The 26318-nt window shown below is 48.7% G+C and carries 18 protein-coding genes; all 18 read right to left on the reverse strand.

Translation table 11 applies throughout. The annotated features are described in order from the left end of the window. Window positions 1-73 precede the first annotated feature (73 nt). On the reverse strand, window positions 74-3130 hold the full coding sequence (locus KI362_RS09020; protein ID WP_301626594.1) for an Ig-like domain-containing protein: 3057 nt from the start codon (window positions 3128-3130) through the stop codon (window positions 74-76). Between the two features lie 526 nt (window positions 3131-3656). Then, on the reverse strand, window positions 3657-3998 hold the full coding sequence (locus KI362_RS09025) for a hypothetical protein (RefSeq protein WP_044481615.1): 342 nt from the start codon (window positions 3996-3998) through the stop codon (window positions 3657-3659). A gap of 174 nt (window positions 3999-4172) precedes the next feature. Next, on the reverse strand, window positions 4173-8210 hold the full coding sequence (locus KI362_RS09030) for an S-layer homology domain-containing protein (protein ID WP_301626598.1): 4038 nt from the start codon (window positions 8208-8210) through the stop codon (window positions 4173-4175). A 215-nt stretch (window positions 8211-8425) separates the two neighbouring features. Beyond that, the gene (locus KI362_RS09035) at window positions 8426-8866 is read right to left on the reverse strand and encodes a hypothetical protein (RefSeq protein ID WP_233500790.1); all 441 of its coding nucleotides are present in this window, start codon (window positions 8864-8866) and stop codon (window positions 8426-8428) included. 481 nt (window positions 8867-9347) lie between these two features. After that, complete coding sequence (locus KI362_RS09040; RefSeq protein ID WP_044481034.1) at window positions 9348-10469, reverse strand: glycosyltransferase family 4 protein; 1122 nt, start codon at window positions 10467-10469, stop codon at window positions 9348-9350. A gap of 113 nt (window positions 10470-10582) precedes the next feature. Further along, window positions 10583-11350, reverse strand: a complete 768-nt coding sequence (locus KI362_RS09045) for a WecB/TagA/CpsF family glycosyltransferase (RefSeq protein ID WP_301626602.1) — start codon at window positions 11348-11350, stop codon at window positions 10583-10585. A gap of 14 nt (window positions 11351-11364) precedes the next feature. Beyond that, window positions 11365-12495 carry a polysaccharide pyruvyl transferase CsaB gene (csaB, locus tag KI362_RS09050; protein WP_301626820.1) on the reverse strand — a complete coding sequence of 377 codons (1131 nt, stop codon included), beginning with the start codon at window positions 12493-12495 and terminating at the stop codon, window positions 11365-11367. After that, window positions 12468-14486, reverse strand: coding sequence for a DUF5693 family protein (locus tag KI362_RS09055; RefSeq protein ID WP_301626604.1), 2019 nt, complete (start codon window positions 14484-14486; stop codon window positions 12468-12470). Before KI362_RS09055 ends, csaB begins: the two co-directional genes overlap by 28 nt. Before the next feature lie 500 nt (window positions 14487-14986). Continuing rightward, a complete protein-coding gene (locus KI362_RS09060; protein ID WP_301626605.1) occupies window positions 14987-16702 on the reverse strand; it encodes a phospho-sugar mutase in 1716 nt (571 codons plus the stop codon). Between the two features lie 48 nt (window positions 16703-16750). Next, entirely contained in the window at window positions 16751-17173 is a 423-nt protein-coding gene (gene fabZ, locus KI362_RS09065) for a 3-hydroxyacyl-ACP dehydratase FabZ (RefSeq protein ID WP_044481042.1), read from the reverse strand. Window positions 17174-17906: 733 nt separating this feature from the next. Beyond that, the gene (locus KI362_RS09070; RefSeq protein ID WP_044481043.1) at window positions 17907-18125 is read right to left on the reverse strand and encodes a DNA-directed RNA polymerase subunit beta; all 219 of its coding nucleotides are present in this window, start codon (window positions 18123-18125) and stop codon (window positions 17907-17909) included. 10 nt (window positions 18126-18135) lie between these two features. Next, complete coding sequence (locus KI362_RS09075; protein WP_301626610.1) at window positions 18136-18969, reverse strand: flagellar hook-basal body protein; 834 nt, start codon at window positions 18967-18969, stop codon at window positions 18136-18138. Window positions 18970-18996: 27 nt separating this feature from the next. Then, window positions 18997-19893 carry a flagellar hook-basal body protein gene (locus KI362_RS09080; RefSeq protein WP_301626611.1) on the reverse strand — a complete coding sequence of 299 codons (897 nt, stop codon included), beginning with the start codon at window positions 19891-19893 and terminating at the stop codon, window positions 18997-18999. A 53-nt stretch (window positions 19894-19946) separates the two neighbouring features. After that, a complete protein-coding gene (locus KI362_RS09085) occupies window positions 19947-20945 on the reverse strand; it encodes a rod shape-determining protein (protein ID WP_044481048.1) in 999 nt (332 codons plus the stop codon). Window positions 20946-21155: 210 nt separating this feature from the next. Then, window positions 21156-21440: a sporulation transcriptional regulator SpoIIID gene (gene spoIIID, locus KI362_RS09090; RefSeq protein ID WP_044481050.1), complete on the reverse strand. Its 285-nt coding sequence runs from the start codon at window positions 21438-21440 to the stop codon at window positions 21156-21158. Between the two features lie 200 nt (window positions 21441-21640). Beyond that, window positions 21641-22402 (reverse strand): M23 family metallopeptidase, encoded by a 762-nt coding sequence (locus KI362_RS09095; RefSeq protein WP_301626615.1) that lies wholly within the window; start codon window positions 22400-22402, stop codon window positions 21641-21643. 221 nt (window positions 22403-22623) lie between these two features. Then, complete coding sequence (spoIID, locus tag KI362_RS09100) at window positions 22624-24087, reverse strand: stage II sporulation protein D (protein ID WP_301626617.1); 1464 nt, start codon at window positions 24085-24087, stop codon at window positions 22624-22626. 668 nt (window positions 24088-24755) lie between these two features. After that, window positions 24756-26102, reverse strand: a complete 1347-nt coding sequence (murA, locus tag KI362_RS09105) for a UDP-N-acetylglucosamine 1-carboxyvinyltransferase (RefSeq protein ID WP_301626619.1) — start codon at window positions 26100-26102, stop codon at window positions 24756-24758. Between the last annotated feature and the right edge of the window lie 216 nt (window positions 26103-26318).

The raw sequence follows: 26318 nt of genomic DNA on the forward strand, positions 1-26318 counted from the left end.
TTTGTATCGCTTGCTTCGCAAGCTCTTAAACTGCTAAAAAAAAGAAGCCCCGAAGGGCCTCTTTTCAAGGAAATTAGTTGATGTAATCGTAAAGCTCGTTGACTTCAAATTTCGACAAGGTTTTGCGAGCATTTGAAATGTCGGTAATTGCCTTACTGTAATCAGCAGTGTACTTGAACAATACTTGATCAGTAAGAGCAATTGTGTTGTTGTTATCTGCATGCAGAGCAAATACTACTTTCAATTGATTTGCACCCAGCGTGCTGTCATCAGCAGCAGAGTAAACATTACTAATCGTTGCAGCTTTATCTTTTACTTTTACTTCAAACAGACCTTCCAAACCATAAGCATAGTTACCAGCATTCGATACATCGATGGCTTCAGTGAAAGTCAAAGTAGCTTCATACACAGCAGTTGTAGCTGATGGCTTAATTACAAGACCATTCTCGATAAGTTCAGGTGCAACATCATCTACAACGTTGATGTTTGGTGTTTGAGGAACATTATTCGCAGGATCAGCTACAACCAATTTAACTGCGTTTCCATAAACATCCTGTGTAGTGTGTCTTACAGTAGTTACTTTAAGACCTTTAGTTTCAGCATCAGCCGGAAGCTCTCTGCCGGATCCCTCAAATTTCAGGTACAATGTTTTGTAATCCGAACTAACTGTGTAACTCGTCGGAGTGTAAGTTCCTACTCTGAAGTCAGTGTAGTCAATGTAGTTCAGTTTACCGTCAAATTCCAGTTTCACTTCTTTAGTACTTGTAGCAGTTGCCTTGCTCAAAGCAATAGCCTGATCCTTGACCACTGTTTCCAAAACATAACCGCCGGTCGTAGATACAAAGTAGTTACCGTCAGCGTTTGCTACATAGTTTGCTCTGATTGTCGAGCCCGTTCCAACTGATTTTTTCGTAAAGATACGAACTGTATCAGAAGAAATAATCGTTACATCACCAGACTCTGCAGCTAATCTTTCTTCAGAAGTACCATTAACCAAGAAATACTTAGCATAATCAGATGCATCGCCAACACCCGAAGTTGCTACAGGTTTATTAAACTCAATGTAAACATAACGGCCATCGCTATAAGGCTCAACCCATGCGCGACTAATTGCCCCTACTTGAGCCTTAGCTGCATCAAGATCGATAGTGTAAGGCAGCATGGAGTTAGGTACATAAGCCGTATCCTGCAAACCAGAAATGGTGAGTGTGTACGACTTGTTGTCCAAGTCATTACCCAAGTTGATAGTTACAGTATTGTTCTTAACATCAAAACTTGGTTTTTCAATTGGATTACCTTTAGCATCAGTTCCAGCTTTATCAGCAACCTTACCCTCGGAATCCTTCAACACATAGTTAGTACGGTCTTCAACAGTCGAAGTTTTGAGAGCTTCGCTAAATTTAACTTTTGCAATGTAGTTGCCGTTCTCGTTTTTAAGCTCGTAGCTCAACACTTCTGGGCGAACTGTATCAAGGGTAGGGTTAACCTTAACTTCACGATCAGCACTGTTATCGCTGTAATCGCGAACGCCTTTCAGATAAATCGTGTTTTCGCTGTAGTTCAGAGCTTTTTTATCATCAGTGAATTTAACAGTTACTTTGTTATCGTTAATTTCGATGATACCAGTATTTCCGCTAACATTGGCATAAGCGCTGTTAACAGCTTTAATTGGCTCATTGAACTCAACAGTAACTTCTCTCAAATCTTTGGAAGTTGCGCCAACAACTTCAGGTGCAGCTGTATCAACTGTAGCTGTGAAATCATAATCTACAGGGACTATTTTCAGACCAGAAGCATCGGCAACATTACTTACAGAAATCTTATGATCTCCTTCAGTAAGGTTAGTAGACAAGATTACAGTATCTGGATAGCTATATACGATAGAAGCTCCGATAGCCTTACCATCGATTTTATAGTTAGCAGATTTAACAGCTTCAGCACGCTGTACCGGTTCGCTGAATTTGATTTTTACAGCTTTCGTTCCAAGACCAACTACTTCTTTCACAGTTGGAGTTGTAACGTCAACAGGAGTGAATTTCACTTTTTGAGTGAAAGTCTTTGTGCTGTCAGTGTTCTTAACATTGTTGATTGAAAGTTCAAATTCTTTTTGATTTGTCAAAGAATGAGCTTCATCGAACAACAATGTAACAGAAGTGTTATCTTCAGAGACAGTTGCGCTCTTGAAGGTTCTGTCAGCAACGCTGTAGTTGCTTTCCAGTCCAGCAGATACAGGATCCACAGTTCCATCAAAAGTAACAACGATTTGCTTCAGGTTGTCAGCTTTAACGGATTGAACTGTTTGAGCCACAGTAGTAACATAAGTTACTTTGTGAGTGTACTCACGGTCTTGGTAAGTGAATTTAACTTCAGTTTCTTTGTTAGCTTCGAGAGCTGTTTCCAAAGCAACCTTCACTACTTCACTGTCGGACATCGTGAACTCAACATTCTTAGGATCCACTACTTTGTAAGAAGCTACAGTAGGAACTTGGTTAGCTTCGTAGATTGCATAAGCTGCAACGATCGCTTGGGAGCGAGTAGCGTTAGCTTGGTAGTTGATGCCTTCAGGCAAGAAGCCTTCCTTCACTGCTGCTGCAACATAACCTTTAGCCCATTCGCTAGCACTGTTGTTAGCTTCGGCAGGAACATCCAGTTTCAGAGCAGCTACCAGAACCTTAGCAAGTTCTTGTACAGTCACATTGCCGCTAGGATCAAACAGTTGCTTAGCTTCGTCCTTACCATTCAGGATACCTGCTTGGGTAGCAGCTTCAATGAAAGGAGCAGCCCAATGATTAACTGTGTAGTTCTTATCTTTGTAAGTAGCTACGCCAGTAATTGGTTCCAAACCAATAGATTTAACGATGATCTTAGCAAGTTCTGCACGAGTCAGAGTCTTCTCAAGAGCAGAAGAGCCGTCTGGCATACCATCCATGATGTTCGCTTGCTTCAGAACATCAAATTTTTGTTGCGGGGTCAAATTAGCATCTGCACCGAATGCTACGGAAGCAAACATGGAGAATGCCATTGCTGTAGACAAAGCTACGGATAAAATTTTCTTCATAACCTTTTTTTCTCCTCCTTGATTATCAATCACATGAGAATTTCTTTTAATTGAATAGCTCGTGTTACTCATTAGCCATTGCACCCCCTTTCCAGAGCCTGAGCAATTTTCCTATAAATTAGGTCTGCGGGCAAGCCGCAGAAACTTGTAAACACTTCCCATGCTTGATAGAACGTAGAAATAGACTAGTTTCCTAATCCTACCTAAACATTATACAATGAGTCGCTAGTGCCGTAAAGCTAATTTTTCTAATAGATAGACAAGTTTCCCCATGAGGAACATCTTGGAATGTCTAATTCCGGCACTCACTTCATTGATTCTGTTCACGTTCTATATCTTAAACGCAGGTGATTCCAAAAAGTTGCGGCGTTTTTAAAAAAAATTGCAAGATTGTTACCTTTGGCAAGGTTAGCCGCTTTTTCATCTTTTTGCATCTTATACCGCCTGACGGAAATTAGTATAACATCCCTGAAAATTACAGTCACTAAGTAACATTTTCCATAACCAATACCCATAATTTATGAAAGTAAAACGAAAATAAGACGTCCAAATTTGGACGCCTTACCGAAATTATATGGAAAAGAACTCTTCCTCCATTTTATCTCACTCTCATCGCAAGCTGGATAATCCTGGCGCGCATCTGCGGATCGCTCTCCAGCTTGGCATACATATCGTCAATTGCCTGTTTATTGTCCTTATAAGTCTTCTCATGCTTCATCGTGTTGTGGGACCATTCAATTAACTCATCTTCCGCTGCACGCAAATCGTTAAATGCATCATGGAAACCGGTCTCAATGACTAAGCCTTCCATTACCTCCTGAGTGACTTCCTGAAGCTTGGCGGTTTCTTCGATCCGCTTCTCCAACACCTTGGATTTATCCTCGAACTTTCTCTTCGCCTTCGTATAGCCTAGTTGCGGTTTAGATAAAATCGGTTTCATCTGTATCATTTCACCCTTTGCGAAAATGTCTATCACTTTGCTATTGTATCCTAAAGTCAGGAAAAATACAAAAAGATGTAATTGGAAACACAGGAATCCCCCTGCCGCTAGTCTATCGCGGACAAGGGGATACACTGTTTCTACCTATTTTAATGCAAGTTCCAACAACCTATATTAATTGAAGTTCTTAGGGAAGATGTCCGTGCTCTCCTTGAACAGCTCCACAGCAATCTTGCCTGCTTCTGCGCGGGTCATGTAGCCCTTCGGATTGAAGCTGTACGTTGCTTTCTTCTGTCCTGGAAGTGTAGTCGCCGCACCATTCATAATCTTCGCCTTGGACACAGCCTGGATCGCAGGTCTAGCATAGTAATCCATGCTTCCAGAGTCCGTAAAGGACTTGGCCAATGCCGAATTCAGCTTGTCGTCATTCAGAGCGAGCTTGAGCTTGAGCGCTCTGGAGATCATAACAGCTGCCTGTTCGCGCGTAATCGGCGTATACGGTGCGAACTCGCCTTCATTCGTACCCGCTACAATACCAGCCCGTGCTGCTGTCTCAATGTACTTGTAGCTCCAGGTCTCTGTAGCTGCGCCCGGCCCCACATCTGTAAAGGTGGATTTGGAATGATTCCCATCGGTCGGATAATTCAACGGAATATTCAAGCCCTTCACCAGCAGAGTTGCAAATTCCCCGCGCGTAATCCGGTCATCTGTACCGAAGCTGTCTCCGCGCAGATTCTTCATAATCCCCTTGGAATAGAGCGCATTAAGAATATTTCTTGCCCAGCCATGGTTTGTAATGTCACTATAGCCCCTCTTGAGCTTCATAACCATGTAATAACCAAAATCATCAAACGGCACTGTAATTTTATGCCCCTTGGTATCTACCTCACCACCAATATTTTCCCAAATACCGGTATCCGTGAGACGGAAGACCGTAATCGTTGTTCCAGCTTCATCTACCACACTGCTGTTATAGGACAGCGTCAACTCTCCGCGCTGTGATGGAACAATTTTTCTGGAAGCAGGAAATCTGGTGAAGTAGCCCTCAAGAGAATATGGAGCAAGTCCGTTTGTAGCCCCAATGTCGCCGCTCTCACCCAAGCCTCCGTGAATCCAATACACATCAGAGACAGGTGTGAAATTCGCTCTACTCTCAGGACTGGAAAACTTAGCTCTCACATCAATCGGAATCTGAATAGGATCATAGCCGCTCTCTATATTGTTATTTTGTCCACCAATGTAGTTGCCATAATCATCGCGCTTGCCTACCACACCATTTTCGGGATCGGCAATACCGAACAGAATCTTGTTATCCGGATAATATTCAATTGCGCTCGTACCAGGAAACGCAGTCTGTAAAATAGTTCCCTTAGGGAAACTAAGTTCGATCTTTTTGTTGAATACACTATATTTCGTAGCGGCCTTCACCGCCATGAATTGACTATCCACATTTACTGCTGAGGTATAGTAAACTTCGATGGTATCCTTGAAGCTTGTATCTGCACGAACAATCTCTATTTTTACCTTCGTACTCTTATCTGCTTTGAGTCCAGTGTAGTCATAGATATAACGATCAGCGAGTCCCGCCTCTTGACGCAGTTCTGCTTCCTCGCCATCAATCAGAACTTTTGTCGCTCCCTCTGCCTCAATATCAAAACGAACAAAGTTCTTGTTTACAATATATTGTCCATCTACATTCGGCTGCGGGGCGAGCAGACGGTATGGTTCAACTACACGTACCAACTCAATCTTCTTGTTGGTTCTGGAGCCTGAATCATTGATTAACTCCAGATTAAACACATAGCTTCCCGGCACTTCAAGATCCACATCATGCACGCGGAATACAAAATCCTTCTCACTGCCTACAAGCGTGTAGGAATAAGACTTGGAGCCGCCGCCAAAATCGTAGGTGAAGGAACCCGTCCTCTCGGTTACAGGAGTTCCCAAGGTTTCATCCAACAGAGTTGTCGAGCCAAAGTACAATTTGACCCGTGTTGCTCCACTGCCTCGCCCAAGCAAGTGAGCTGTCTTATTATTTGTTGTATAATTTCCGGCCTCTGCACTATAGGTAAAGCTTGGAGATAGAAGGAACAAGGTATTCATGACTGTATCAAGCGCTTCCTGCGCTCCTGTATTAACATTATCAAGCGCATCCTGCATTTGAATCTGAGTTGGCAAGGGAGCTGCAGTACCTGATACTGCTGCCGGCTGTAAATTGCTGATTGTCGCTCCATTCTTGTCTACAATATAGACCAGCATTTCTCCCGTTACTGTACGGGCATTGCCATTACCATCCATAGAGGTTCCATAAAAGATAATCCGGTTTTCACCATAAAAGAGAGGTCCTTGTGGCCCAATCTTTACTTTCAGTACAAAGGAGTTGTCAGTAGGATAACTAACTTCTCCAACCTTTGTTGTCTCCCCTGGTGCTGAAGCTAACCCGTTCACAGAATAGGAGGCGTTGGTCGAAGCCTTGAAATTTTCAAAGCCCAAATAGCTTCCTTCAACTATAAGCTCAAGTGTGTCAGGTTTTTTAGAATCCACTTCAATCGTCTGACCATAGATCAGATTCGTAAAAGAGATTTTAGTCATTGTTATATAAGAAACAGTTGCTCTCGCCTCTTCACCACTGGTATACCAGAAAGCAAGCTGCTGCTGGCCGGAAGAAAAGTCGGAGATCTTGTAGATTTGCCAATTCGAGCCGCTAGCTACGGGGGTAGTGCTTATATTCAAGGTTTTAGAGCCCTTTGGCAAATACGTGGCGTTCACATTCCCGGTAAGGGCCGCACTGCCTTCAAGGTATACATAGAAAGTCCCTGAATTTACTGTTGCCCCGTTAAGATTTACCTTGGTCAAGTCCTTAGTAGCATCGAAGCCGGCTTTCATGGATTCTGTCTCATAGGCAGGCAGGTAATACATATTTTTAATCGTTGCCTGACCGGGCAAATAACGGAAGGATACCGGAACGGTCGCACTGAATCTTGGCACAGTCGCCGCAGGATCACCATAGGTCACTCGAAGCGAAATCGTGTTGGTTTCACTACCTACAGCCGGAATACCGTCGACCTTAAAGGTGACCGCAAGATATTCCGGGCTTCCGCTGGCATTGGGGATGATTACATCCTGTCCTGTTTCATTCGAATAGGAGCCATCAGCATTGACTGCTTTCATTTTCAGAACCCTCAGGCTAGAGGTCACATCCACATAGTCCGGATCACTAGCACCCTTGTAGGCTACCTTACCATTTGCAGAAAAGGAACCTTCATTAGGCGTGTCAGCATCCTTCTGATAGGGAATAATAACCTGACCAATAATACTGACTCCAGCACCTGCACTTTCTGTAATAACAGGCGTCTTGCCGTAAGCATCATAAGCTGTAGATGTAGAAGCGACATATAGGCCAGTCATTTTCTGTGTATCACTAATACGGAAGATCGTACGATTCATCGTAATGGTATCTGAACCATTAGTAATTACAATCTGTAAATCATTAACCCCTTCGGCCAATGACAATCCGGAGGCATAGAATTTGCCGCTATACTCATCCCGCGGTACGGTGTTCGGAGATTTTCCGTTCACAGATACCGTTACTGTATTTGTGTTCTGAACGATCCCCTCCAGAGACACCATGGCTTCCTTGGTTACCACAGGCGTTCCTTCATTTAGATACTTGGCCAAGGAACCGCCCTCATACATTTTCAGTTCCTCAAGATAAGGAATTTTGTCATAGAGCACGTAGAAGGATTCCGATTGTGTAACTCCCCCTTGTGTACCCGAGAACGTAATCCGGTTGAATCCAGAAAACAAGGTAACATCCCGCACCGAAAAGTTATTTCCTGAAGTGGTCATTGTATTGGAATACACATTATTGGTATCAGGAACCCAATCAATCTGATTGGCTACGGAACTAGGTACTGAATTTAATCGTTCTACTGTAACCAACATATTATTGGAAGACAGCCCTGCTCTGAATGAGCCTTCGATCGTAAGAGTCCCCGTTGTAACCTTATAGGCATTCTCACGACTCAACTGGTTACCAGTGTATTCCATAGTCAGACTGAAGGTATCCCGCAGACCTGGCGTCGATGGGATAAAGTAGCTTGGCAAAGCATCCGCCGCACTTGCCTTCGGAGCAGACAGGCCTACCGGCAGCAACGAAATGACAAGCGACAACAAAGTGAGCCAAAGAAACGGCTTCTTGAAACGCTGCATAATTATTTCTCTCCTTTTACCTTAGATTGTTGTAGTTCCCGTTAAGTGGAAACCGTCCAAAAGGTCGTATAGAGTAATTATCGGACAAGAAAGGAAAGAATTTTAGGAGATTATCAAAATCACTTCTGAAATTATCAAGCGGATAGCCAAAAAGCCCCTGACACCGCTAAAGCAGCGGAGCAGGGGCTAGGAATAAAACTAATATATTTATTTAATTACTTTGCCAGTCTGATACTGCGGATTTCGGATTCCTGCTCCAGCGAGCGGGCGGAAAGCTTCTCTACAATAATCTCCAGGCGCTCCTGCTTGGTCTTGACGGACGCTACCTCGCCATGCAGCTTGTGAACATCCATACTCAGAGCATCAAGCTTGGCGTCAGTCTCCTCCTGACGATCCCGAATTGCACGGACAATCTCATTTGTCTCCTGCAATTGGGTACTCATAAGATTCTGTGTCTCCTTAAGTTCCAGAATATCAGACTTCATTGACTGCATGTCTGATTTCATGGCCTGCTGCTCCGACTTCAGGGAACCTATGTCCGATTTCATCGACTGTATATCGGATTTCATCGACTGTATGTCCGATTTCATCGACTGCTGCTCGGACTCGATATGGTCCAGCTTATGCAAAATCTGGTGGAGTAATTGTTCACTCATTCGAATAACTCCCTTCCAAGTAGAACTGATATGAAGTATTATAACCGAAATTGGGGATGGGCGCGAGATAGTGCTTCTGGTGCTTCTGGTTACATTTTATGTCGCTAATTAACAAATCAGAGTCGATTCGGATATAGTGAAAATAGTTACCTTAGATTTGAGCAAGTAGGTGTAAACGTGGATATAGTGAAATTTTTTCGCTTAAAAGCGATTCATCCTGAGTATTATCTAGTTTCTGGCGATCTAAGGTCATTTTTTTCATTAAAGTAGGGACGGCGAGTTAAACGTGAATTTTAAGGGAAGAAATTTCACTAGAGCATAGCTGGGGAAACACAAATAATGTACAACTATAGTATACAAGTTCGGCGATGCAAAAAAAGGCGCGAAAGTCCGGCATGATCCAATTAATTCATAAAATCCCCCGCCGCCGCGTAAGAAGGCGGGACGAGGGAGGGGTATCGGGTATAGATTATAATTCCAATTACTTCGAGCCGCGTTCCGCGCCGGCCTTCATGCGCAGGCGCGCGAAGAAATCGAGCAGCGGCCGCTTGGTCTTGCCGATCAAGCCGATGACCTCGGCGCCGATCTGCAGGAAGAAGACCATGACGCAGATCACGACGAAGGTAACCCAGTTGGCGTTATACATGGCTGCCGATGATTGAATGACGGCCAGAATGCCGAAGAAAGCAGCAATAGCATAAATGATCAGTACGGTCTGCCGATGGCTGAAGCCCAGCTCGCGCAGGCAGTGATGCAGATGTCCCTTATCCGGCGAGAAGATCGGTTTCTTCTGCATCCAGCGGCGCACGATCGCGAACATCGTGTCCGAGAGCGGTACTCCGATCAGGATGAGCGGTGTCAGGAAGGACACGATCGCAACCTGTTTGAATCCGAGCAATGACAAAAGCGCCAGGCTAAACCCAAGGAACAAGGCGCCGGAATCACCCATAAAGATTTTGGCCGGATGAAAATTAAAGTACAGAAAGCCGATAATACTGCCCAGCAACAGCAGGCTGATCAGTGCAACAATTACATTACCCATCAAGAATGCCATAACGGCAATGGTGCCGATCGCAATCGCGGATACCCCCGCAGCCAAGCCATCCAATCCGTCAATTAGGTTGATGGCATTCGTAACCCCGACGATCCAGAGGATCGTGAACGGGATGGCAATCCAGCTCTCAACCGAGGCATAGGTGTGAAACGGAATATTGGCGAATTCCAGCTTAATATCGAAGCCGAAGACAACCACACAAGCGGTGGCGATCTGAACCACAAACTTCAGCTTGGCCGGAAGATCGAAGCGATCGTCCAGGGCGCCAAGGAGAATCGTAATGGTTCCCCCCACGAGAAAGGCCTTGATGAAGTTCAGTTCTCTGGAAGTCAGATCAATCGGTAAAAATGGAATCACCAGAAAGAAGGTAACCATAAAAGCCATAAATATCGCTAATCCGCCGAGTCTCGGCATAATTCTTGTATGCACTTTACGGGCGTTCGGCACATCGACCGCGCCAACCTTATGAGCAAATCGCTTGACCAACGGTGTCAGTCCCAAAGCAAGTCCCAGTGAGACTATAAACCCGATGGTATAAATCATCCACATGCGTAGTTCAACCCCCATTTATTCTGCCGGAATGAATTATACTCCGTTTCAGGAGAAACACCAACCTTCGTATTTGAGCAATATTAGGCCGTTTTGCAGCAAAAACCATTAAATTAGCTGCTTTTCTTCAGGTTTTCTCCCTCACGCAGTACCCGCACGGCGAATTTCGGCAGCGCAGCCATTCTCGGCAGGCGTGATGGTTCGGAAAGCAGACGGTATAGCCACTCAAGCCGAAGCTTTTGGAAGGCCTTTGGCGCTCGCTTGGTCTTGCCGGAGATCACATCGAAGCTTCCTCCAACGCCCATCATCAACGGCACACCCAGAGAGTGCTTGTGTTTGTGAATCCACGGCTCCTGTGTATCAGCCCCGCGGGCCACGAATAGCAGATGCGGAGAGACAGCTCTGATGCCATCGATGACTTCCTGATCCTGATCCGGTCCAAAATATCCATCACGAGCTCCCACAATTGCAGTGCCCGGATATTGCTCCGTTAACCGCAGAGCCGTCTCCTGAATCACTTCCTTCGTGGAACCCAGCAAGTAGACCTTCCAGCCCTGCCGTTGACCCTCCTTCATTAATTCGTGAAGAAGCTCAATCCCGGGAACCCGTTCTTCAATCGGCTCACCGGCTTTTTTTGCCGCCCAGACCACACCTGCGCCATCCGGAACGATCAACTCGGCCTCCTGCATAATGACGTTATAAGCCGGATCCTCCAGCGCAGCCATCACCATAATCGGGTTAGCCGTGATGATCTGGTGCGGCTTGCCGCTCTCCACCGCTTCACGCAAATGGTTGACTGTATCGCGCATCCCCCACTTGCTGACTGGGATTCCGAAAATAGATACTGTCGGAACTCCGCTTCCGTGTGTATTCTCGATCATCTTCATCCTGCCTCCTACTCTCTGCTCCGCACAAACTCAACGATCCGCTTAGCCGGCTCGCGCGCTTCCCGCTTCAGTTCATGGATGCGGGAGGCCTGGGTCGAGCGCCAGGCCTCGCCTTCGCCGAGCAGACGCTCTGCCTGTGAGGCGACGATCCGCGGGTCAAGCTCTGCGGAGCTGCCAACCGGTACGCTGGCAAGGCGGCTCAGAAAATGATCGATCTTCGGATCATATGAGATGCCGAGCAGCGGCACCTCCTGGGATGCCGCGTAAATGAGGCTGTGCAGCCTCATGCCGATCAGCAGGCGGCATCGGCTCACTTCCCGGAGCATCTCGTACGGATGCTCCGTCTCCGCCGCCGTACTCACGGCGCATCCGAATTCTGCCACATTCCCCATCTGCTCGATCACGAAGCGCGACGCTTCGTCATCGCCCGGGACGTGGAATGGCAGAAACCGGATGTGCACCGCACAGCGGCGGCACAGCGAAGCGAGGCCCTCGGCCAGCTTCGCCAGCTCGGAACGGTCCGCATTCCAGAAGCGGACCGAGACGCCCACCACCGGCAGCTCCTCACTGCCGGTGGCTGCGCCTGCAGCCTCGCCCTCCGGAAGGGCGAGGCCCATGACCGGATCCGGGACGACTTGAATGCCGTCCCGGGCCACCCCCATGCTGTGAAGCAAAGCGGCCGACTCCGAGTCGCGAACCGAAATATACTCACAGCGGCGGAACACAGAGGCAATGAACGGGCGGAACAGCTTGCGGTTTACCGGCCCGATGCCCTGAGCATAGATGAAAGTCGGCTTCCCCATCCATTGGGCCAGCTTGAGGATTCCGAGATAGTACGGAATCGAGCCGAGCCCGGTTGCGTCCTGCAGCAAACTTCCTCCTCCGCTGATCAGGCCGTCGCTGTTCTTAATAGCGTTCCTAACCTCGGCCAGTTTCATCCGATGGACTGCCTTGACGCCATACGTACGGCTCGTACATTCCGGGTCGATGGACAGAACTACCGGCTTGATCACAATGCCGGCTGCCCTCCCTTCCTCCTCCAAGGCGGACAGAATGGATTGCAGCACAGCCTCGTCCCCGCTGTTGCGGAAGCCGTAGTATCCCGACACAACTATTGTCTTAACAGTTTCGGAGACCATCGATCCCAGCACCTTTCGATAATATGCCATACCACAATCGCGATCAGCCCGACAATAAGACCAAGACCTAGACCTAGCACACCGCGGATCAGCGAGAGCACGGCAGGAGTATGAATGTGTGCGAACGTATCAACCATGGACAATTGTCCCATAACCGCAATAATCATGGCGTACATCGCCCAGCGGTAACGGAAAGCGGCGAATATGCCAACCAGGAACAACGGATGCGCCAGCAAAAATTCCTTATTCCGCGGACGGACGCCAAATGTATTTTCCAGGAATGAACGGAAAGCCGCTTCTCCCGGCAGCAAGGTTCCGGCATTGCCGGTTCTTGACAAGTAGTACAAAGCCACCACACCGAGCACTGCCCCTACAACGACCCATAAGAGTGTGATCGGCATCTTCAGCCAATTGCGAAGCTCCTGCCAAATAGAAGTTCCTTGATAGAGGAACACATATATTGCTATCAGCAGGATCGGTGCCAGGTGCAGCAGACTTACACCGCGGAACTGATTAAGCACCAGACTGTACGTGATGTTGTTAAGCAAAGCGATTACAAAAGGCACAGCTGCGAGCGAAATCAACGAGGTCTTGATATACAGCACCAAGGTATGCGTCAATCTGCGCCCAGCGGAAATCTCAGGAAGCGACTGGCGAAGGTCCTTCACTTTGCGAATGGCCAGCAATGTTGCCACGGTAGGTGCGCTAATCGCCACGCCCAATGCAAGCGCCTGCTCCATCAGCGTGGAGTTCAATACATAAAGCCCTGCGGAGCCGACCAATCCCAACACGAAAGCAATCAGCGTAAGCGGCAAAATAAAGTAAGACACCAGCAGTGCGCACATAGCCACGCCGCCAAGTACAACTATCGCCTTCAACGCTTTTTGCCAAGAAGCATCATGAATTACAAACGCCTTGGCTTGTCCGATTTCAAAACCATTGTTCTGAATCCGCTGAATAGCCCCTTCCGAGCCTGTCAGCGAATCCATCAAATTGTTGATTGGACTTGTGATGGATGCTTTAGCGGCGTCCCTATTCGGTGAAGCATTCAGATAGATCATCCGGATATTCCGGTCCTTCGTTGCCAGCACGAAACGATCCGCAAGCACCTTAGGATCCTGCGATGCTTCCGTATCCTGCAACGAATGAAGCCGTACAACATTATAATCCAATAGATAGGCGAGCTGATTCAAGCCTTTCTGCGGAGACTTCAGGTTTTCGATCGCTGCAATTCCGATCCCGTGCTTATTCAACAGATCGGCAAAGCCCTGGAGGCTGTTCAACTTTGCATTTTCCTTGTATCCCTTAACGGCTTCCCCATCAAAAAGGATTCTTTTCACGCCGTTTTCGGCATAAAAAGCGAGCATCTCATCCATTTCTTCCTGATCATAAGGAATATTATCCGACAACCGCGGGAGAATATTGAAGCCTTTCTCTCGCAGCATAGCAAAGGCGAACGGATCAAGCGCCATCGGCTTCATCACAGATTCATCCATACTCATTCCAAGCATCAAGCCTGAATATTCGCCAAAATTCCACGGCGCAACCGATACATCCAGCTTGCGGAAGCTCTCTTCAATCATCGGGCGCAGCTGTGCTGCATTCTCTTCGTTCGTAAATGCGACGTAAGTGTAATTTTTATCCGGTGTAACTAAGGTCTGAGACATTTTTGCAGCATCTGCAGCATTAAATACCATAATTCGACGTGCCTTGGAAAGCTCATCAAGCGTACTCTCGAACATCGCCATCGTGTTAACGCCGGCTTCCTTCAGCCGGTCCAGCTGTTCGTCGAGATAGGCCTGCGGATTGCCTTGATAGGCAGACACATCCAGCAGTCCACGATAATTAAATACAACCTCCACCTGATTAGCGGAAGACTCCGTCTGTACGCGCTGTACAATCACCGGTACAGAAGCTACTATTGCAATGATTACCAGTACCCACAACCACTTGCGGGAAGCTTCATTCCATCGCTGCAAACTTCGAATCACTTAGGTACCTCCTCATAAGTAGAAAAAATTGCAGTCACACATTTCTCTTGCTTCCATATAGAATGACCCCGATCATAACGGGAAAATATCGCGTTACTTCATTTGTGTGAACTGCTCCTGCTGACTCCCCCGCATCTATAAATACCGCCACATTTTACCATTATCAATCAGTTTGATCGAATAGTTCGTATTTTCCCCCGTTATTCGCATAAATTCCCGACTACGGGATTTCCCCAAGGGCGTCGGTATTTAATTGACTTGGGTGCAACTATTTCTTAGTGTTCTGCAGAAAATATGAATATAGATGTATATATACATTTAAGTTGATCCGTTCTGAAATTAAAGTGAGAATTGAAGCGATATAGCTGTATATTTGCAAATATATCGCTCATCCTCATAGAAATCTGGCCCCCGCCTGTCCGGTCAGGGTATCTACGCCAGGGCAGTACAGCCGCGCCAGGCTTGGTGAACCCCGTGTTCAACCACTTTCACTTTAAATGCTAAGCGTCGACACGAGCGAGCACGTCGTCCTGCAAGGCAACCATACGAGCTGCCGCATCTTCATTGCTGGTGCCGCGAACCGCAAAATAGAACTTGATCTTCGGCTCCGTACCGGATGGACGCAGGCAGAACCACGAGCCATCCTCAAGCAGGAACTTAAGTACATTTTCCTTCGGCAATCCGTCCAGTCCCTCTGAATAGTCGAGCAATTCCGACACGCCCACCCCTGCAACCTGCTGCGGGGGATTGCTGCGGAAGTCGTTCATGAGGGCGCCGATCTTGGCGAGGCCGTCCTTGCCCTTCAATGTGCGGGATGCAAGCGATTCGCGGTAATAGCCAAACTGGCTGTACAGCTCTTCCAGCACATCCAGCAAGGTCTTGCCTTGACGCTTATAGAAGGCAGCCGCTTCAGAAATAAGCATCGCCGCCACGACAGCATCCTTATCCCGGGCATAATTGCCAGCCAGGTATCCGTAGCTTTCCTCATATCCGAACAGATAAGTATACTCGCCGGATGCTTCGAATTCGTTCATCTTTTCCCCGATATATTTGAAGCCGGTCAATGTATTGAATACCGTTGCCCCGTAGTGACGGGCAATCACCGCACCAAGCTCGCTCGTTACGATCGTCTTGACGACAGCACCGTTCTTCGGAAGCTTGCCTTGCTCCTGGAGCTGGCTCAAATAGTAGTGCACCAGCAGAGAGCCCGATTGATTCCCGGTCAGAATCTCATACTCGCCCTCATGATTGCGCACAACCGCGCCCATGCGGTCCGCATCCGGGTCCGTTCCGATCAGAATGTCGGCACCCACCTGTTTGCCAAGCTCAATCGCCATCGTAAAGGCTTCGCGTTCTTCCGGATTCGGCGACTTCACTGTCGAGAAATTACCGTCAGGCTGCTCTTGTTCCTTAACGATATGTACCTGAGTGAAGCCGTTCTTCGCCAGAGCTTGCCGAACCGGCAAATTGCCTGTACCATGGAGCGCCGTAAATACGATCACAACATCTTTCGCCGCACCAGACAGCATCAGGTCACGGTTTGCGCTGGTTGCAGCGACGGTCTCTACGAACGCTTCATCCTCAGCCTCGCCCAGCCATACAAGCAAGCCGGCCGCTTCCGCCGTTGCCTGATCGATCCGCTTTACCTCGGACAAGGAGATTTCCTGAATGTTATTGATAACGCGCTCTGCTTCATGCGGCACCAATTGTCCGCCGGAAGCGTTGTACACCTTATAGCCGTTATACTCCGGAGGGTTATGGCTCGCCGTAACGACGATACCTCCTGTTGCCTTAAGACTGCGTACCGAATAAGACAGCTGCGGTGTAGGACGAAGCGACGGGAATAGCTTCGCAACAATCCCGTTGGCAGCCAGTACAAGCGCGGCCTCCAGCGAGAATTCAGGTGAGAAATGGCGGCAATCATGAGCGATAACAACCGATGGCTTGCCTTCCTTCCCTGCATGCTCTTCTAAAATATACTTGGCAAAGCCCTGGGTAGCGCGGGCCACGGTATAGCGGTTCATCCGGTTGCTGCCTGCTCCAATGACGCCGCGAAGCCCTCCGGTTCCAAACTCCAGATCCCGGTAGAAGCGATCCTCCAGTTCAGCCGGATTGCTCTCCAGCTCGCGGAGCTCTTGCTTCGTCTGCTCATCAATGGCCGGGTCGTTCAGCCAGCTTGCTGCCTTGTCTTTATAGTTCTCTTTCATCTCTGTCATAATACCTCATACATCCTCTCCGCAGTTGTAATGATGTCACTTTACATCTCAGGATAGCGCAAACATAATTTCGCCCTCTGCGACAATTTTATCATCGACCTTAGCCACTGCCCGGCCTTTGCCGATGGAGCCCTTCAGACGAATAATCTCCACCTCGAGACGTAAAGTATCGCCAGGAACGACTTGACCACGAAAACGGAATCCATCCAAGCCCGCCAAGAAGCCAATCTTCCCTTTGTTCTCCTCCAAATGCAAAATCGCGACGGCACCCACCTGTGCCAACGCCTCGGTAATCAACACGCCAGGCATCACCGGATAATCGGGAAAGTGTCCCGTAAAGAACGGCTCGTTAATCGTTACATTTTTAATTCCAACAGCCCGCTTGCCTTCTTCCAGTTCCTCGATCCGGTCAACAAGAAGAAATGGATAGCGGTGCGGAATGATTTCCTGAATCTGCTTGGTATTCAGCATTGATTTATTGCTCCTTTCCATTATGGTCTAGCGCTTGTAACAACTCACATTCAATAATCTTCACTTTAATTTCGTATAAAAGGACGGCTCTGCGGTCACACTGAAACTATCCTTCGCGTCTGCAGAAGCGGAGGTTAAGATAAGGGGCTGATCCGGAGGTGGAAGAATTCTGCCGCCGGGTCCGGCCCTTTGATTTTTTTCAGGTGTGCAGTCCCCCATCATTATACAATTTAAGCCTATAAAAAGAAAACTCCCGAATCTCGGGAGTTTAGTCCTGCATATGGTATTGTTGCAGCGCGCGGCGCTTATTCTAACGGATCGAGGGGCGAATCCTACTTTAGTGAAAAAAGTTACCTTAAAATCTTGGTTCGACGGGCAAACCTAATTTTAGTGAAAAAACTTACATTAAATCTCCGGTAATTTGCCAAAACCGCATTCTTAGCACATTTAAGCGAAAAAAATTCACTATTTGCGCATTCCCATCGTCTTCCCTGAATTTAAGGCTGTTTTTTTCACTGCAGCACGCTTGATGTATCCCACGTATGTGCCTCAGCATTCTATATATGCCTTAGTACCTCGATACGACTTGGCGCTTGGTGCTTGGCACTTGGTGCTTCGCTCTTGACACTTGTTGCTTGGCGCTTGGTGCTTATTGCTTGGTACTACACATAATGCTTTGTACACTATAACCTCGTTAGCTATATAAACGTTTCCTTATATTGCAATATTGCAGCTAAGGCGCAAATACCAGATCATATACATGCCGCCATGTCTCCCACTTGAGCATATCGCCTGGATCCTGCTTGCCCAGCACTACATATCCGGCATATGTTCCACCCACCAGCGCTAACGCCAGGAACAGCAGAATCAACACCACCTTGAGCAGCGTCCACCATCCCGACCGTTTGCGCTTGGGAGCCGGTTCGTTATTCTCCTCGGTCTGTTCGTTCATGGTTCCCCACCTATCCGCGCAAGTTATTCGCCAGTCCCGACATTGTCTCACTGGACGTCAGAGCACGAGCTGCAAGCTGATAGGCACGCTGCACCTGCAGCATCTCCGCCATTTCATCGACCATATTTACGTTAGAGGCTTCCAGTGCCCCCTGTCTGATCTGAGCCTGCTGGTTCGCCGGAAGTGTAGCCGTATCCGCCAGAACGCCCTCTTCAGTTGCACCCGCAACCAGTGTGAATAGATTGCCGTCCACCGATGTCAGCGCCTCCTGGCGGATCGGAGTGAGCAGTTGAACTCGCCCAGCTGCCGTGGACTCACCGTTCAATATCGTAAAGATGTTGCCTTGCTTATCCACCTTCAACTCTGCACCGGCAGGAACAGCAATTCGCTCATTCTCAGCGTTCAGCACGTAATGCCCTTGACCGTTTACAAGAAGCATACTCTCAGCATCGTCAGGATCGGGCTGCAAATGAAAATCCCCAGCACGAGTATAGGCTGCCACGATGTCTTCACCTTCGCTCGGAATTTCCACCTTGAACAGTGCATTGCCTTCAACTGCAAAGTCTGTAGGATTACCCGTCTCCTTGATGGAGCCTTGGGTAAAGTTATTGGAAATTCCGGTTACTCTGGAGCCGAAGCCCAGCTCAAATCCGTTCGGTGTAGCCCGTCCGGGCAGCTGCATGGTAGAGGTCTGCGACTTGACCCGCATCAGCGTATCCTCGAAAGTGGCCTCCTTGCGTTTGTACCCGACTGTATCCATATTTGCAATGTTCTCGCCGAGCAGATCGAGACGCTTCTGAATGCCGCTCATCGATACCATGGCGCTAATCATCGAATTGTTCATATTGTCACACCTCCCGGTGGAATTATATTAGACACGGCCGATTTCATTAACAGCCTTTTCAAGACTCTTGTCATAGTACTGAATTAACTTCTGATTGGACTCATAGGCCCGCTGTGCCGCCATCAGATCAACCATGGCCTGGGCGGTATCCACATTCGAGGACTCCAGATACCCTTGACGAACCGATGCATTATCCTCCGCTTCAAGTGCGCGAATATTAGCAGCCTGCACATTATCAACCCGGAATACGCCATGGCCTTCCCGCACCAATTGATGCGGATTGTTCACAACAACTACTCCAAGCGTAGCTACTATAACAGGCTCTCCCTCTTCATCCAAGGAAGTAAGGTTGCCAAGACCATCGCTTTGAACTTGATCAATTGTAACTCCCGGCTGAAGCACAATCGGATTGCCATCAGAGCCAAGAACAGCTTGTCCCTGATTCGTAAGCAGACCACCGGCTGCGTTCACTCTAAAGCCGCCATCCCGGGTATACCGGGTCTCGCCATTAGCATCCTGCACTGTAAAAAACACTTCCGGCCGATAAATAACCTCTCCGTCCTCTGTCACATACTTCCCCGATGCGTCGAACGGGATCGGTTGATCGGTTGCCGGATCAATCAGGCCAAGACTGGATACAAGTCCGAAGTCCGAAGAATTGTTCGTCTCCTTCAAGTCTCCCTGCATAAAAGAGGACATGCTCTCTTCAGCGAATACACCGGTCGTCAGTCTGCCAATCGTCTTCTGACCGCCCGTCTCCTTATCACCCATCAGCGAAATCAGGACATCCGGAAAAGAATGCGTCACTGAATTCACCTGTTTATAACCGGCCGTATTGATATTGGCAATGTTCTGCGTTACGGTATCGTGACGGCGCTGCTGGGTAATCATGCCCGATGCCGCTGTATAGAGCCCTCTTAGCATAGTCTAGCCTCCAAACGTTCTCTTGATAATTTCCTCTATTATATATCGGTCAATCAGAACTTTTTCTTAATGATCCGGTCGAGGTTGTCCAGCATAATACCGGTTCCCTTTACTACGCAGTGCATCGGATCCTCGGCGATCAGCACCGGAACGCGCAGCTCTTCAACAAGCAGCTCGTCCAGTCCATTGAGGAGTGCGCCCCCGCCCGTCAAGATTACCCCGCGGTCAATAATATCCGCAGAGAGCTCAGGCGGCGTGCGTTCCAGCACCGATTTAGCTGCTGCCACGATAGAGGATACCGGATCAAACAAAGCTTCCTGAATCTCGGTCGAAGAGATCGTGATTGTTAACGGAAGGCCAGAGACCATGTCCCGTCCGCGAATATCCATCTCTGCTCTGCGTCCTGAAGGATGCACCGTACCGATATTGATCTTGATATCCTCTGCGGTACGCTCCCCGATCAAGAGCTTGTACTTCGATTTAATATATCTAATAATGGAGCTATCGAACTTGTCCCCGGCAATTTTGATGGACGAAGCCGTGACGATGTCTCCCATCGAGAGCACCGCCACATCCGTCGTTCCTCCGCCGATGTCGATAACCATGTTTCCGCTAGGTTCATATATGTCCATACCTGCGCCTATTGCAGCCGCTTTCGGTTCTTCTTCCATATAAACTTCCTTCGCCCCGCTATGCTCGGCCGCTTCACGAATTGCTTTCTGCTCTACGGAGGTAATGTTCGTTGGTGCGCAGATTAAAATACGCGGATGACTATACCAGCTTCTACCACCGACCCGGTCGATAAAATATCTGAGCATCGTCTCCGTAATTTCAAAGTCAGCTATAACGCCGTCTCTTAATGGGCGAATCGCAATGATGTTACCTGGTGTGCGTCCAACCATCTTGCGGGCTTCTTCACCGACCGCAAGCACTCGCTTGGCATCGCTGTCGATCGCAACTACTGACGGTTCGTCGAGGACGACCCCTTTTCCCTTGACATGAATCAGCACATTCGCTGTGCCTAAGTCAATACCAATATCCTTGCTCATCATTCCGTGCTCCCCCAAAACGTATTTTAAGAACCGTAAATGGTCAATGTGTATAAATAACCCGTTTGCCAATATTCGACGAACTTGGCGGAAATCCTGCAAAAAATGAGGATTTGGGGTAGAAATTCACAATGTATTACCATATTTTAAAATACCATACTTTGGGGGAGGTGTTCAATTACATTCCTCAAGCCTAAACTAACTTATTACCCATTATCTTGCAGAACTAACCACTTCCCGTTTGGAGTGCCCTTTTTTCTTATATTTAATCTTCGTTGCTTCGCCTCCCCGCAAATGTCTGATCGACTTATGGTATTCGAGAATGTGCTTGACCTGGTCTGCGAGTTCCGGATTAATCTCCGGCAGCCGCTCGGTTAAATCCTTGTGCACCGTGCTTTTTGATACGCCAAATTCCTTGGCTATAGTCCGAACCGTATGCCGAGTCTCCACAATGCAGCGGCCAATCTTAATCGTCCGTTCCTTGATGTAATCGTGCACGCTCCCGCCTCCCTACTCGAGATAGTTTGGTACATTATATGAGGGGCGTCCTTATATATTCTTTGTTTCCAAGCCTGACAAGCCCGGGCGAGGCCAAATAATTTTGAAAAGGGCATTTATCGGGGGAGGGACAGGCTCTCTGCAAGCACAAAAAAAAGCGGAGAGACAAAGGCTCTCCGCTTGCGGATCAACGTCCGGTATTATTGATTCTTTGGCAGCACACTGCTTGGGTTAATCAACTCATCATTTTCGTACACCGCGAAATGAACATGGTTGCCGAGCTCCTGCTCGATTTCATTTCTGCCTGCTGTACCGATGACAGCTCCCTGCTTCACATCATCGTCCTGCTTCACCGTCACATCCGCGAGACTTTCGTATACCGTCTTCAGGTTATTGGCATGGGTAATCTCCACTACCAGACCATAGAGCGGCACTTCCTCAACCCGGGTTACTTTGCCGCCCATAGCAGCGGTAACTTCAAAGGACTCATTGTCGCTTCGTGCCAGATCGATCCCTGTATTCGCAATAAAGGTATCATTGTACTGGACGAGCGCTGCTTCATGGTCCTCCGCACTGCCTTCACTGTCATAGAACGGCTTCACTACCGATACGTCAGCCATACTGGCTACCGGCCAAGCCAAATCCTCGGCAACAGCAACCGTTTGGGCAGCCGGATCTTCACCAAGACCCTCGTTAGCGTTGTCTTCGGCCATCAAATCCTGCGTACCGACGACTCCGTCCTCACTTACACTGGCAGGTGTGGAATCCAGCGGCTTTTGGCTGGCATCTTGATAGACCCACACTAAGGTTAGTATAATTGCCGCTGCTGCCATGTACGCTGCTGGGTAGACCCATCTCTTGGACAATAGTTTTTTCCATGCGGATACCTGAACTACCGGTTCTCCCATTGCAATTTTAGGAGATTCCTCATGGGGCTTCTTTTTGTTGTTTTGTTCATTCATTAGCTCATCACCTCAGTAATCAGTGTTACCGCGGCTTTCGCTTTTATACTTCGCTATCTTATTTTTTTTCATAGACATGAAAGACTACTCAATCTTAGCTGCTATAGGCGAACGCTTACGAGCTTATGCTCCCGAAGCAGCTTCTTGCAGAAAGCTTTAACTACAGCACACTTCACACTTATACCCTTTCTACGTAGTTTATATAGTTCAACTTTTATAATCTATTCAAGCAGTGCGTCTGCCTGCTGAAATGCGATTCCCGTATAGTAGTGTCTGAGAATTTGTGTTGTGGTGTACCCTTGCTTGGCCATGCCGTTCGCTCCCCACTGGCTCATCCCCACTCCGTGCCCATAGCCGTAAGTCGTTATCCGGGCGTCAGCCCCATCCAGCTTGATCGTGAACTGACTGGACCGCAAGCCGAGCTTCTCCCGAAACTCTCTGCCGGAATAGCTTTGCTCTCCTACTTTAATTTCCTTCACTCGCCCTCCGGTAGTATGAGACAGGATGGTTAGTTGCGCTGCAGATGCCTTTCCTGCGGAGGAGGCTTTCAATGCCCCTGGGCCCGCCTGTGCAGTTGCCGCCTTGGCCGGCGGAGCTTGGCCGAGCTTCCGATATATTTCATCTACGGACACGGTAAACGTCTCTTGATTATTTGAGTTCACCTGTGCATCCCATGGACTTGGCACACTGCGCAGATAAGGGATCTTTAAGGACCAATATTCCTCCGAGTTCTCGGTGTAGCCTCCGCTTGCCGAGAAGAAGGCTGCCGTAATCGGCTTTCCCTGATAAGTCATGACAATTCCCCGTGTCTCGGATACGGCCCGTTTCAGCTTCGCCAGCGCCGAAGACTTTCCTTGCTTCTCCCATTTCTCAAGCGTCTTGGTAGACAGATAGACCTGATGGTCGACGCTATCCAGCACATCGGCCTTGCCGCCCGGCACGCCGCTCGTATCTTGGGCGGCAAGCCTGCGGACGATGAAGGTGCGGGCCGCGATCGCCTGGGCCTTGAGCGCGGCCAGTTCAAAGTCGGCCGGCATCTCGGCCGCCAGCACGCCGGTGACGTACTGCTCCAGCGGCAGCGTCTCGATCTGCCCGGTGCGCTTGAGGTACACGCGCACCGTGGGCTCCGTTGCCGCCGCCGTACCGGCAGCGGCGGCAAGGCCCGAGGCGTCCGGCGATCCGCCGGTAGCGGACGCCTCGGGCTGCTGCGCCAATGCGGCCCCTGCTGCGGAGCCGGGCCGCATTGGCTCCTGGACCGCCGCCGCCGAGCCCTTGGCGGACGGCGGCGGGGTTTCGCCTGCGCGGCCTGCCAGCAGCGCAGGCAACAGCAGCGCCAGCGCCGCGAGCGCTGCAAGCCCGGCCAGCAGGGCGGCCGGGCCGCTCGGGCCGCGGCGGCGCGCGGCCACCGGCACGCGGGCGGTGCCCCCGCGGCCCCTTTGCGCAGGTTCAGGTCTCCACTGCCCTCCCTGTCCCTGCTGGTAATCTCGCCTCTCCTCAAAGGTTTGATTTCCTCTTAATGAAAAATTCCCTGCAGCTGTCCGTCCTTGTTCCTGCTGGCTTGATGCCGCCTGTTCTCGTCCGCCCATCTGCCCGGTTTCTTGGGCATATTCATTCACCGCCCCAATTTTTACGGTAATTCTCGGGTCATTACGGCTTTGCGAGTAGGTTTCGCCTGCATGCTTCATGTCTGGATTCCCTCCATCCCCATTCGTGCTGCGGCCAGATTGACCTTGCGAACGAAACGGTCTTACCCTATTGTTTCGATGCGTTATATCTAATGCGCACTATACTTATAGATATGAGTTTTGCCCATCTGATAGAACCCGCAGGAAGTATTGGATTAAGAGAATCTCCAGACTCTACAAGTCTGTCACATTTCCAGCCAAGCAGCGTACATACCTTCCCTGGCCTGAACATACGATTTAAGAGTCATCATAGTGCTGCATTGCGAATTATGAGTCATTGAGAATTTAGTGAAGAAAATGATATTGCATTTAGGAAAAGCAGCCTAAATATGGATTTAGTGAATTTTTTGCGCTTAGAATTGGCTAAAAAGGGGATTTAACTAGTTACTGGAGATCTAAGGTAAATTTATTCACTAAAAGTGGATTTGAGTGGTAATCGGTAACTGTAAGGGAAGTATTTTCACTAAAAATCGAATTGTAGTCACTCGGGTAATTAGACCAATTGATCATCACACTTCTCTATAGCTACCAGTCGGGAGAAATCCGCCACGCACAAGGTTTTGAAAAACAAAAATAGGACCTCCCGTCAGATCAAATCTTCGGGATAGCCCTTGTGTATTCATTAGCTTGCGATCTTATTAGTATAGGATGATAAAAATTGTACTCAGTTAAGCCCAAGTTGGCTGGATTTTAAGCACCGGGATTTCATCCTGACGCTTTACCGGAGCTTTAGCCGCTTCCGTAGCCGGTTCCTTCTCCTCGCTGATGCGCCAGATATCTGCACCAAGCCCGGAGAGCTTCTCCGCCAAGTGAACATATCCACGGTCAATATGATGTGTCCCGCTTACTTCCGTTGTTCCGTTAGCGGCAAGGCCGGCAATAATCAACGCTGCGCCTGCGCGCAAATCGGTAGCGCATACCTTGGCTCCGCTCAGCTTGGATCCGCCTGTAACAATGGCACTGCGGCCTTCCACCTTGATCCCTGCATTCATCAGCCGGAACTGATCGACATGCATAAAGCGGTTCTCAAATACCGTCTCCGTAACAACACTGGTGCCTTCCGACGCCAGAAGCAACGCCATCATTTGGGATTGCATATCGGTTGGGAAGCCCGGATAAGGAAGGGTCTTAACGTCCACCGCTTTCAGCGGCTTGTCGGCGATAACCCGAACACCATTCTCCTGTACCTCAACGTGTACGCCCATCTCTTCCAGCTTGGCAATGACCGGACCCAAATGATCCGCAATCGCGCCTTCTACAAATACATTTCCTTTGGTCATAGCCGCAGCAATCATAAATGTTCCTGCTTCAATCCGGTCCGGAATGACCGTATGCTCCACTCCATGGAGCTTATCTACGCCTTCAATCCGAATGATGCCCGTACCGGCTCCGCGGACGACGGCGCCCATTCCGTTCAAATAATTGGCTAAATCGACAATTTCCGGCTCTTTCGCCGCATTTTCGATGACAGTCGTGCCTTCCGCCAGGGATGCCGCCATCATGATATTCTCGGTTGCGCCTACACTGGCTACATCCAGATAAATCTTCGCTCCGCGCAGACGTCCCTGTGACCGCGCTTCGATAAAACCTTGCCCCAATGTAATCTCTGCACCCATTGCTTCAAAGCCCTTGAGATGCTGATCGATTGGTCTTGTACCAATAGCACAGCCTCCAGGCAGCGAAATCCGTGTATACCCCATCCGGGTTAACAAGGGGCCCATGACAAGAAACGACGCCCGCATTTTCCGTACCCATTCATACGGCGCTTCGCATGAGGAGATTGTCTGTGCATTGACCGTAATCACTTCCCGATCATATGTAACATCCGCCCCCAGCGATTCTAATACTTTATTAATGGTCATTACATCATCCAGGGGAGGAGCATCACGAATAATACTAACGCCTTCTTCTCCCAGCAAGGAAGCTGCAATAATTGGCAGCACTGAATTTTTTGCTCCGCTCACTTTTACGTTCCCGGCCAAAACATTGCCACCGCGGACGATAAATTTGCTCATCTTGGTTCCCTCCGCGCGTTCATTTTCACCATTTCCCCTTAAACTCCATCATAACATCGGTCATTTGAGGCGCACAAGGCTCTACACCTGTCTAGAAACAACAATTTCCGAGGAAATATTCGTTGCTTCGAGCCCAGGATTTGTTCATCGTACTAATGTTCCTTTAACACCATTGTTGACACAATGCTTTGATGTTATTCGACATTTCCCTCGTCC

It is taken from the genome of Paenibacillus apis (genome assembly GCF_018333295.1).
Lineage (GTDB): Bacteria > Bacillota > Bacilli > Paenibacillales > Paenibacillaceae > Fontibacillus > Fontibacillus antibioticophila.

Excerpts from the sequence above, each read along its gene's own strand:
- KI362_RS09030 (WP_301626598.1), bottom strand. The coding sequence starts at position 8,210 with ATGCAGCGTTTCAAGAAGCCGTTTCTTTGGCTCACTTTGTTGTCGCTT.
- KI362_RS09080 (WP_301626611.1), bottom strand. The coding sequence starts at position 19,893 with ATGCTAAGAGGGCTCTATACAGCGGCATCGGGCATGATTACCCAGCAG.
- fabZ (WP_044481042.1), bottom strand. The coding sequence starts at position 17,173 with ATGCTGAATACCAAGCAGATTCAGGAAATCATTCCGCACCGCTATCCA.
- KI362_RS09085 (WP_044481048.1), bottom strand. The coding sequence starts at position 20,945 with ATGATGAGCAAGGATATTGGTATTGACTTAGGCACAGCGAATGTGCTG.
- KI362_RS09040 (WP_044481034.1), bottom strand. The coding sequence starts at position 10,469 with ATGTGGATGATTTATACCATCGGGTTTATAGTCTCACTGGGACTTGCT.
- KI362_RS09020 (WP_301626594.1), bottom strand. The coding sequence starts at position 3,130 with ATGAGTAACACGAGCTATTCAATTAAAAGAAATTCTCATGTGATTGAT.
- KI362_RS09070 (WP_044481043.1), bottom strand. The coding sequence starts at position 18,125 with ATGAACGAACAGACCGAGGAGAATAACGAACCGGCTCCCAAGCGCAAA.
- KI362_RS09060 (WP_301626605.1), bottom strand. The coding sequence starts at position 16,702 with ATGACAGAGATGAAAGAGAACTATAAAGACAAGGCAGCAAGCTGGCTG.
- murA (WP_301626619.1), bottom strand. The coding sequence starts at position 26,102 with ATGAGCAAATTTATCGTCCGCGGTGGCAATGTTTTGGCCGGGAACGTA.
- KI362_RS09025 (WP_044481615.1), bottom strand. The coding sequence starts at position 3,998 with ATGAAACCGATTTTATCTAAACCGCAACTAGGCTATACGAAGGCGAAG.
- spoIID (WP_301626617.1), bottom strand. The coding sequence starts at position 24,087 with ATGAAGCATGCAGGCGAAACCTACTCGCAAAGCCGTAATGACCCGAGA.
- KI362_RS09035 (WP_233500790.1), bottom strand. The coding sequence starts at position 8,866 with ATGAGTGAACAATTACTCCACCAGATTTTGCATAAGCTGGACCATATC.
- KI362_RS09095 (WP_301626615.1), bottom strand. The coding sequence starts at position 22,402 with ATGAATGAACAAAACAACAAAAAGAAGCCCCATGAGGAATCTCCTAAA.
- KI362_RS09045 (WP_301626602.1), bottom strand. The coding sequence starts at position 11,350 with ATGATCGAGAATACACACGGAAGCGGAGTTCCGACAGTATCTATTTTC.
- csaB (WP_301626820.1), bottom strand. The coding sequence starts at position 12,495 with ATGGTCTCCGAAACTGTTAAGACAATAGTTGTGTCGGGATACTACGGC.
- KI362_RS09075 (WP_301626610.1), bottom strand. The coding sequence starts at position 18,969 with ATGAACAATTCGATGATTAGCGCCATGGTATCGATGAGCGGCATTCAG.